General features: G+C 70.7%; 8 protein-coding genes and 2 pseudogenes. 8 read left to right on the top strand and 2 right to left on the bottom strand.

Going from position 1 to position 7,250, the window contains the following annotated elements:
• Position 1: 1 nt before the first annotated feature.
• A pseudogene (locus tag DKT69_RS03990) lies at positions 2 to 712 on the bottom strand (DUF2867 domain-containing protein); the annotation flags it as partial.
• Positions 713 to 736: 24 nt separating this feature from the next.
• Positions 737 to 832 (bottom strand): annotated as a pseudogene (locus DKT69_RS41340) (NAD-dependent epimerase/dehydratase family protein); the annotation flags it as partial.
• Between the two features lie 35 nt (positions 833 to 867).
• On the opposite strand from DKT69_RS41340, the gene glyA reads away from it, so the two are divergent.
• The 8 genes from glyA (at position 868) to atpA (ending at position 7,249) form a co-directional block, all read left to right on the top strand.
• A complete protein-coding gene (gene glyA, locus DKT69_RS03985) occupies positions 868 to 2,157 on the top strand; it encodes a serine hydroxymethyltransferase (RefSeq protein WP_201749472.1) in 1,290 nt (429 codons plus the stop codon).
• Positions 2,150 to 2,581, top strand: coding sequence for a hypothetical protein (locus DKT69_RS03980; RefSeq protein WP_109800238.1), 432 nt, complete (start codon positions 2,150 to 2,152; stop codon positions 2,579 to 2,581). Before glyA ends, DKT69_RS03980 begins: the two co-directional genes overlap by 8 nt.
• 195 nt (positions 2,582 to 2,776) lie before the next feature.
• Positions 2,777 to 3,013: an AtpZ/AtpI family protein gene (locus DKT69_RS03975; RefSeq protein ID WP_109800244.1), complete on the top strand. Its 237-nt coding sequence runs from the start codon at positions 2,777 to 2,779 to the stop codon at positions 3,011 to 3,013.
• 11 nt (positions 3,014 to 3,024) lie between these two features.
• Positions 3,025 to 3,822 (top strand): F0F1 ATP synthase subunit A, encoded by a 798-nt coding sequence (gene atpB / locus DKT69_RS03970; RefSeq protein ID WP_109800237.1) that lies wholly within the window; start codon positions 3,025 to 3,027, stop codon positions 3,820 to 3,822.
• Positions 3,823 to 3,890: 68 nt separating this feature from the next.
• Complete coding sequence (locus DKT69_RS03965; RefSeq protein WP_109800236.1) at positions 3,891 to 4,121, top strand: ATP synthase F0 subunit C; 231 nt, start codon at positions 3,891 to 3,893, stop codon at positions 4,119 to 4,121.
• A gap of 29 nt (positions 4,122 to 4,150) precedes the next feature.
• Complete coding sequence (locus DKT69_RS03960; protein ID WP_109800235.1) at positions 4,151 to 4,690, top strand: F0F1 ATP synthase subunit B; 540 nt, start codon at positions 4,151 to 4,153, stop codon at positions 4,688 to 4,690.
• Positions 4,690 to 5,511: a F0F1 ATP synthase subunit delta gene (locus tag DKT69_RS03955; protein ID WP_109800234.1), complete on the top strand. Its 822-nt coding sequence runs from the start codon at positions 4,690 to 4,692 to the stop codon at positions 5,509 to 5,511. Before DKT69_RS03960 ends, DKT69_RS03955 begins: the two co-directional genes overlap by 1 nt.
• Positions 5,512 to 5,596: 85 nt before the next feature.
• Positions 5,597 to 7,249 (top strand): F0F1 ATP synthase subunit alpha, encoded by a 1,653-nt coding sequence (atpA, locus tag DKT69_RS03950; RefSeq protein WP_109800233.1) that lies wholly within the window; start codon positions 5,597 to 5,599, stop codon positions 7,247 to 7,249.
• Position 7,250: the final 1 nt, after the last annotated feature.

Below are 7,250 nucleotides of genomic sequence, written 5' to 3'. Positions count from 1 at the left end.
GTCAGGTGGGGAGGTGTTCGGCGCCGCGGGCGATGTTGCGGGCCATGCCGCCGAAGACGATCGCGTGGAACGGGGCGACCGAGGCCCAGTACGCGTGGCCGGCCAGGCCGCGGGGGAGGAAGACGGCGCGCTGGACGTACCGGCTCTGACCGTCACCAGCCGGCTCGGCGCGCATCTCCAGCCAGGCCCGGCCGGGCAGCCGCATCTCGGCGCGCAGCCGGAGCAGCTCGCCGGGGACGATCTCCTCGACCCGCCAGAAGTCCAGCGCCTCGCCGACCTGGAGGCGGTGCGGGTCGCGCCGGCCCCGGCGCAGCCCCACCCCGCCGACCAGCCGGTCCAGCCAGCCCCGAACGGACCAGGCGAGCGGGAACGAGTACCAGCCGTGCTCACCGCCGACCCCCTCGATGACCCGCCAGAGCGCGGCCGGCGAGGCGCTGACCGTCCGCTCCCGCATGTCGGTGTAGACCGTGCCGCCGGACCACTGCGGGTCGGTGGGCAGCGGCTCGGCCGGTGCGTCCGGCCCGCTCGCGGTCGACCAGCGGGTCTCCACCTCGGCGTCGCGCACCTTGGCCAGGGCCAGGGCGACCGCCTGGTCGAAGCCGGTCAGCCCGCCTGGCGGGTCTGGGACGTACCGGGCGATGTCGTGCTCGCGGGTGACCGCCTCCTGGATCAGGCTCTCCACCAGCGGGCGGGCGATCGAGTTCGCCCACGGTACGTCGCGCAGCCGGCCGGCCTTGCGGGCCAGGCAGCGTACGGTGTGCCCCTCGGCCAGCAGGCGGGGCGCGAGTCGCCCGCCGAGGTAACCCGTTGCTCCGGTGACGAGGCATCTCACGACTCCCAGTGTGCGGCCCCATAGACTCGTTCGCTGTGGACAACGCGAGGGACACCTTCTGGGGCCCGGACTTCCAGCAGCTCAGCGCCGTCGACCCGGAGATCGCCGGGGTGGTGCTGGGTGAACTGGAGCGGCTGCGCGGCGGCCTGCAGCTGATCGCCAGCGAGAACCTGACCTCCCCGGCGGTGCTCGCCGCGCTCGGCTCGACGCTGACCAACAAGTACGCAGAGGGCTACCCGGGCCGGCGCTACTACGGCGGCTGCGCCGAGGTGGACCGGGCCGAGGAGATCGGCATCGCCCGGGCGAAGGAACTCTTCGGCGCGGAGCACGCCAACCTCCAGCCGCACTCCGGCGCCAGCGCCAACCTGGCCGCGTACGCGGCGCTGGTGCAGCCGGGGGACACCGTCCTGGCGATGGATCTGCCGCACGGCGGGCACCTCACCCACGGCAGCCGGGTGAACTTCTCCGGCAAGTGGTTCCACCCCGTCGGCTACACGGTCCGGCCGGACACCGAGCTGATCGACTACGACGAGGTGCGGGACCTCGCCCGGGCGCACCGCCCGAAGATGATCATCTGCGGGGCCACCGCCTATCCCCGGCTGATCGACTTCGCCCGGTTCCGGGAGATCGCCGACGAGGTCGACGCGTACCTGATGGTGGACGCCGCGCACTTCATCGGGCTGGTCGCCGGGCGGGCCGTCCCGTCGCCGGTGCCGTACGCCGATGTCGTCTGCTGCACCACCCACAAGGTGCTGCGCGGCCCGCGCGGCGGCATGATCCTCTGCCGGGAGTCGCTGGCGCCCCGGATCGACAAGGCGGTCTTCCCGTTCACCCAGGGCGGCCCGCTGATGCACGCCGTCGCGGCCAAGGCCGTCGCCCTGCGCGAGGCCGCCCAGCCCGAGTTCCGGGCGTACGCCTCCCAGGTGGTGAGCAACGCCCAGGCGCTCGCCGGCGGCCTGGCCGCCGAGGGGATGCGCCCGGTCTCCGGCGGCACCGACACCCACCTCGCCCTGATCGACCTGCGCGAGGTCGGGGTGACGGGCGCCGAGGCGGAGGCGCGCTGCGACGCCGCGGCGATCACCCTGAACAAGAACGCGATCCCCTACGACCCGCAGCCGCCGATGGTCGCCTCGGGCCTGCGGGTGGGCACGCCGAGCGTCACCACCCAGGGCATGCGCGAGGGGGAGATGCGGCAGGTGGCCGCGCTGATCGCCCGTGCGGTGCGCACCGACCCGGCCGCTCCGGGCGGCGCCGACGAGCTGACCCGGATCGCCGCCGAGGTGGCCGAGCTGGTCGCCGCCTTCCCGGCGTACCCCCGTGGCTGAGCCCGGGGCGCGCGCGGCGGAGGCGGCCGCGGACCGCGGCTGGCGGTTGCGCCACCTGCCGGTGCTGCTGATCGCCTCGGCGGTGCTGGGCGCGCTCGCCGCGGTGGTCGGCGGGGTGACCGGCGGGGCGGACGCCGCGCTGGGCGCGGCGGCCGGGGTGGCCGTCACCGCGGTCAGCTACACCCTCACCACGGTCGTGCTGGCCTGGGCCGACGCCCGCGACCCGCAGCTCGTGCTGCCCTTCGGGCTGGGTCTCTACGCGGCGAAGTTCACCCTGCTCGGCGCGGTGATGATCGGGGTGGCGTCGACCGGCTGGTCGGGGCTGATCCCGCTCTGCCTGGGCATCGCCGCCGGGGTGACGGTCTGGACCGGCGTGCACATCTGGTGGCTGACCACGGTGCACGCCCGCCGCGTCCACAACTGAGCGACGCGGTCGCCGGCCACCACAGTCCCAGCTTTCGGACGGCACGCCGGTGTGTCCGCGATCGGTCATTCTCTCAGTGGCCAGAGGGGAGTAGCGTGCCTCCAGACGACTTCGCCCGCCCGTGTCCCACACAACTTGGTTGTGCGGGGGGTGAGGCACAGCCTCGTCCACTCGACTGATATCGTTCGCCCCGTCATGGCCGGTGACCAGAAACCCCCCAGCACTGGCGGCACAGGCGACGTTCCGTCCGGTGCCGGCCAGGGTTGGACCGCGCTCTCGTACCTCATCGGGGGCATGCTCGTCTGGGGTTTCATCGGCTGGCTGGTCGACCAGTGGCTCGATTCCGGCGGCATCGCCACCGGTATCGGCGTCGTGCTCGGCATGGCCGGGGGAATCATCCTGGTCGTCCGCCGACTCGGCACGCCTACTTAGGAAGGGACGCGGTGTTCGGACAGGCGAACGTCCTGGCAGCGGGCCAGGCGGAATTCCCACCCAAAGTGGAGGACTTCTACCTGCCCAGCATCCTGCCCTGGGGTGCGCACGACACGTACTGGTTCACCAAGGTCACAGCCATGGTCTGGATCGCCGTCGGCGTCCTGATCATCTTCTTCCTGGCCAGCTACCGGAAGCCGCAGCTGGTGCCGACGAAGAAGCAGTGGTTCGCCGAGTCGATCTACGGCTTCGTGCGGAACAACATCGCGGTCGACATGATCGGGCACGCGGGGGTGCGGTTCGCGCCGTACTTCACCACGCTGTTCTGCTTCGTCCTGCTGACGAACGCGTTCGCGATCATCCCGTTCTTCCAGATCTCGCCGAACTCGCACATCGCCTTCCCGGCCTTCCTCGCCGTGATCAGCTACGTGCTGTTCAACTACATCGGCATCCGGCACCACGGCTTCGTCAAGTACTTCAGGAACTCGCTCATCCCGCCGGCGCCCTGGTACATCCTGCCGCTGCTGATCCCGATCGAGTTCTTCTCGACCTTCCTGGTCCGGCCGTTCTCGCTGGCCGTCCGTCTCTTCGCGAACATGTTCGCCGGCCACATGCTCCTGCTGGTCTTCACGCTCGGCGGCTTCGCGATGCTCAGCGCCAACGCCTGGCTGGCACCGGTCTCGGTGCTGTCCTGGGTGATGACCATCGCGCTCACCTTCCTCGAGTTCCTGGTGATCGTCCTGCAGGCGTACGTCTTCACCGTGCTGACCGCCAGCTACGTGCAGGGCGCGCTCGCCGAGGAACACTGATCCACTCTCGCACCAACAGTTGTCGTCCCGCGTGACCGTCACGCGTGATAACCAGGAGGAACCCACTAATGGACATCTACGCCGCGGTAGAGGGCAGCACCGCCGCCATCGGCTACGGTCTCGCGGCCATCGGCCCGGGCATCGGTGTCGGCCTGGTCTTCGCCGCCTACATCCAGTCGACCGCCCGCCAGCCGGAGTCGTCCCGGATGACCCTGCCGTACGTCTGGATCGGCTTCGCCGTCATCGAGGCCCTGGCGCTGCTAGGCATCGCCTTCGGCTTCATCTGGGCCGGCGCCTGATCCAGCCCCTCTGACCGGGAGGTTTTCCCATGTTCTTCCTCGCCGCTGAGGGTGGTGAGACGACCCATAACCCGATCATCCCGCTGTGGCAGGAGGTCGTGGTCGGTGGGATCGCCTTCATCGTGCTCTGCTTCGTGCTGATGAAGTTCGTCTTCCCGCGCATGGAGCAGACGTTCCAGGCCCGGGTCGACGCGATCGAGGGCGGCATCAAGCGCGCCGAGGCCGCCCAGGCCGAGGCCAACCAGCTGCTCGAGCAGTACCGGGCGCAGCTCGCCGAGGCGCGTACCGACGCCGCCAAGATCCGGGACGACGCCCGGGCCGACGCCGAGGGCATCCGCCAGGACATCCTCGCCAAGGCGCGGGAAGAGTCCGACCGGATCATCGCGGCCGGCAAGGAGCAGCTCGCCGCCGAGCGGGCTACCATCGTGCGCGAGCTGCGCACCGAGGTCGGCACCATCGCGGTGGACCTGGCCAGCAAGATCGTCGGCGAGTCGCTCGCCGACGAGGCGCGGCGCAAGGGCACCGTGGACCGGTTCCTGAGCGGTCTCGAGAGCGCGGGGGCCCGCTGATGCAGGCCGCCAGCCGGGAGTCGTACAAGATCGCGGCCGAGCGCCTCGACGCGTACGCCCGCGGCGCGGAGCCGTCGGCGGTGGCCTCCACCGCCGACGACATCCTCTCCGTCGCGACGCTGCTGCGGCGCGAGCCGCGGCTGCGCCGGGCGCTCTCCGACCCGGCCCGGTCCGGTGCCGACCGCTCCGGCCTGCTCGGCGAGATGCTGCGGGGCAAGATCGGCGCTGAGGCGCTGGACCTGCTCGCCTCGCTCGTCTCCGGCCGCTGGTCGGCGCCGTCGGAACTGCTCGACGGCACCGAGCGGCTGGGCGTCGAGGCGCTGCTCGCGAGCGCTGACAAGGCCGGCGACCTCGGCGAGGTCGAGGACGAGCTGTTCCGCTTCGGTCAGGTCGTCTCCGGTCAGTCGGCGCTCTCCAACGCGCTCTCCGACCCGATCGCCCCGGTCGAGCGGCGGGCCACCCTGGCCCGTGACCTGCTCGCCGGGCAGGCCCGCCCGGTCACCGTCCGCCTCGTCGAGGCCGCGCTCGGCGGGTTCGGGGGACGCTCCTTCACCGGCGCGCTCACCCGGCTGGTCGAGCTGGCCGCCGACCGGCGGGACCGTCAGGTCGCGTACGTGACCGTGGCGGCTCCGTTGAGTGACGAGGAGGAGCGACGCCTGGGTGCCCGCCTCTCGGAGATGTACGGTCGAGAGGTTTCCGTCAAGCAGACGGTGAACCCCGAGGTGCTCGGTGGGGTGAGCGTGCGGGTCGGCTCCGATCTGTACGACGGCACCGTCCTGCGCCGCCTCAACGAGACCCGCAACGCGCTCGCGAAGCGCTGACCAGCGCCTCCCTAGCCCTGATACGACGCCATCGGACCGGTCGGTACTAGGTATCCCGGGCCCCTGAAATTTAAGGAAGCAGAGGATGGCCGAGCTGACCATCTCGACGGAGGAGATCCGTGGCGCCCTGGAGCGCTACGTCTCCTCCTACTCGACCGACGTCTCCCGCGAGGAGGTCGGCACCGTCGCCGACACCGGTGACGGCATCGCCCACGTCGAGGGCCTGCCCTCGACCATGACCAACGAGCTCCTGGAGTTCGAGGACGGCACGCTCGGCGTGGCGCTGAACCTCGACGTCCGGGAGATCGGTGTCGTCGTTCTCGGTGACTCCGCGAAGCTGGAGGAGGGGCAGCGCGTCAAGCGCACCGGCCGGGTGCTCTCGGTGCCGGTCGGCGACGCCTTCCTCGGCCGCGTGGTCAACGCGCTCGGCCAGCCGATCGACGGCCTCGGTGACATCTCGAACGAGGGCTACCGCGAGCTGGAGCTCCAGGCCCCGAACGTGATGGCCCGGCAGTCCGTGTTCGAGCCGCTGCAGACCGGTATCAAGGCCGTCGACGCGATGACCCCGGTCGGTCGGGGTCAGCGGCAGCTGATCATCGGTGACCGCAAGACCGGTAAGACCACGGTCGCCCTGGACACCATCCTCAACCAGCGGGAGAACTGGCGCTCCGGCGACCCGAAGAAGCAGGTCCGCTGCATCTACGTCGCCATCGGCCAGAAGGCCTCCACGATCGCCTCGATCAAGGGCATCCTGGAGGAGGCGGGCGCGATGGAGTACACCACCATCGTCGCCTCCCCGGCGTCCGACCCGGCCGGCTTCAAGTACCTCGCTCCCTACACCGGCTCGTCCATCGGGCAGCACTGGATGTACGGCGGCAAGCACGTCCTGATCGTCTTCGACGACCTGAGCAAGCAGGCCGAGGCGTACCGGGCTGTGTCGCTGCTACTGCGTCGCCCGCCGGGCCGTGAGGCCTACCCGGGTGACGTCTTCTACCTGCACTCCCGCCTGCTGGAGCGCTGCGCCAAGCTCTCCGACGAGCTGGGCGGCGGCTCGATGACCGGTCTGCCGATCATCGAGACGAAGGCGAGCGACATCTCCGCCTTCATCCCGACCAACGTCATCTCGATCACCGACGGCCAGATCTTCCTCGAGACCGACCTGTTCAACCAGGGCGTGCGGCCGGCCATCAACGTCGGCACCTCGGTCTCCCGGGTCGGTGGCGCCGCACAGGTGAAGCCGATGAAGAAGGTCGCCGGTTCGCTCCGGCTCAACCTGGCCCAGTACCGTGAGCTGGAGGCGTTCGCCGCCTTCGCCTCCGACCTGGACAAGGCCTCCCGCGCCCAGCTGGAGCGCGGCTCCCGCCTGGTCGAGCTGCTCAAGCAGCCGAACTACTCGCCGTACCCGGTGCAGGAGCAGGTCGTCTCGGTCTGGTCCGGCACCGAGGGCAAGCTCGACGACATCCCGGTGGGCGAGGTCCGCCGCTTCGAGTCGGAGTTCCTCCAGTACCTGCGCCACAAGCACGAGGGCGTCCTGGCGGCGATCGCCGACAACAAGTGGGACGACGACATCATCGGCTCGCTGGACTCGGCCATCACCGAGTTCAAGCAGGTCTTCCTGGGCAAGGAGGACGAGCAGCGGATCAACGAGCCCGCCGCGAAGCCGCTGGCGGGCGAGGAGAACCGCGAGTCGGTGACCCGCTTCCGCGACGGCACGACCGACCGCCCGGCAGAGAGCTGAC

The sequence above is a fragment of the Micromonospora sicca genome (assembly GCF_003172935.1).
Classification (GTDB): Bacteria; Actinomycetota; Actinomycetes; order Mycobacteriales; family Micromonosporaceae; genus Micromonospora; species Micromonospora sicca.
This window is presented reverse-complemented; position numbering and strand designations above follow the sequence as displayed.

Bases quoted from the DNA above. Each gene is read 5' to 3' on its own strand.
- DKT69_RS03955 (WP_109800234.1), top strand. From the start codon at position 4,690: ATGCAGGCCGCCAGCCGGGAGTCGTACAAGATCGCGGCCGAGCGCCTC.
- DKT69_RS03975 (WP_109800244.1), top strand. From the start codon at position 2,777: ATGGCCGGTGACCAGAAACCCCCCAGCACTGGCGGCACAGGCGACGTT.
- DKT69_RS03960 (WP_109800235.1), top strand. From the start codon at position 4,151: ATGTTCTTCCTCGCCGCTGAGGGTGGTGAGACGACCCATAACCCGATC.
- DKT69_RS03965 (WP_109800236.1), top strand. From the start codon at position 3,891: ATGGACATCTACGCCGCGGTAGAGGGCAGCACCGCCGCCATCGGCTAC.
- atpA (WP_109800233.1), top strand. From the start codon at position 5,597: ATGGCCGAGCTGACCATCTCGACGGAGGAGATCCGTGGCGCCCTGGAG.